The 1,027-nt window shown below is 28.7% G+C and carries 1 protein-coding gene; it reads left to right on the forward strand.

Features of this window, described 5'->3' with window-relative positions:
• Positions 1–136 precede the first annotated feature (136 nt).
• Positions 137–391 carry a GNAT family N-acetyltransferase gene (locus ABTZ91_RS34095; protein ID WP_352081110.1) on the forward strand — a complete coding sequence of 85 codons (255 nt, stop codon included), beginning with the start codon at positions 137–139 and terminating at the stop codon, positions 389–391.
• Positions 392–1,027: the final 636 nt, after the last annotated feature.

Genomic DNA, 1,027 nt, shown 5'->3' on the forward strand with positions numbered 1-1,027 from the left:
GTTGTTGATAAATACTAATTAATGTGTTTAATCCAATAATAGTTGTGGGAGTAATGTAATTATGAAAATAATGACATGTAATGAAAGAGCAATTGATTTCGAAGATGTTATTAAACTATATAAGAATTCGGGTTTGTTGGAAGAGAACGTGTTTCAAGATAAAGAGGATAAATTAAATAAAGTACTGACCCTTGGTGCTTGGAAGGACGAATCTTTGATTGGCTTAGTAAGAGCAGTGTCAGATGGGAACTTCAGAGCCTATATAGAAGATATAGTTATTGATAGTTTGTATTTCAAGGAAGGAGTAGGAATTAAATTAGTTTCTAAATTATTAAAAGAACTTTCATGTAACGATTTTATAATACAAAGGAGATTTTTTACTTTTCTATAAAAAAAGATATTCATGGTACTAATAAATGAGAGTATGACTAAAGATGTGAAAAACAGGTCATTAATGCAATAGGAATTAATGACCTTGTTTCTATGTTTCTTTTGTGAGTAAATAGACAATCTAACAGTCCTTAGAAAAAACGACTTTGTGAAGAGTTACACTTAAATAATATGGGGCTTTTTCTTAAATATAAGGGTAGCCCTTTGTTATGTCACAATCGGGGCAGTATAGTGAAATAGTAGAAATTTATAGGAACTAAACTGTAAGTAATACGTATATGTAAAATAATGTGATTTTTTTTCGGAGGTCATAGTTGCCTTTTTTTATCTAATGTAGGAAATTATAGTAAAGGAGTTGATAATATTTATGGAACTTTTAATTAAAGGTCTTTATGGCATTGGGGAAGCTATTGCAGTTTTTGCTATGTCAGCTTGGAATAAGATCTACAAAGTTGAAAATAATTAATTTATCATATGAAATAGCTAATAAACAAAACACTCTCTAGATGGAGAGTGTTTTGTTTATAAATAAATGAATAGCTCTATTCTTGTGTCACAAACGAGGCAGATTAGTGATATAAGGTTAAGACTAATTTGTTAATATACTAAATAAATGAATTTATTTAGAAGGTGTTTG

The organism is Streptomyces sp. NPDC126499 (assembly GCF_040302485.1).
Taxonomy (GTDB): Bacteria; Actinomycetota; Actinomycetes; order Streptomycetales; family Streptomycetaceae; genus Streptomyces.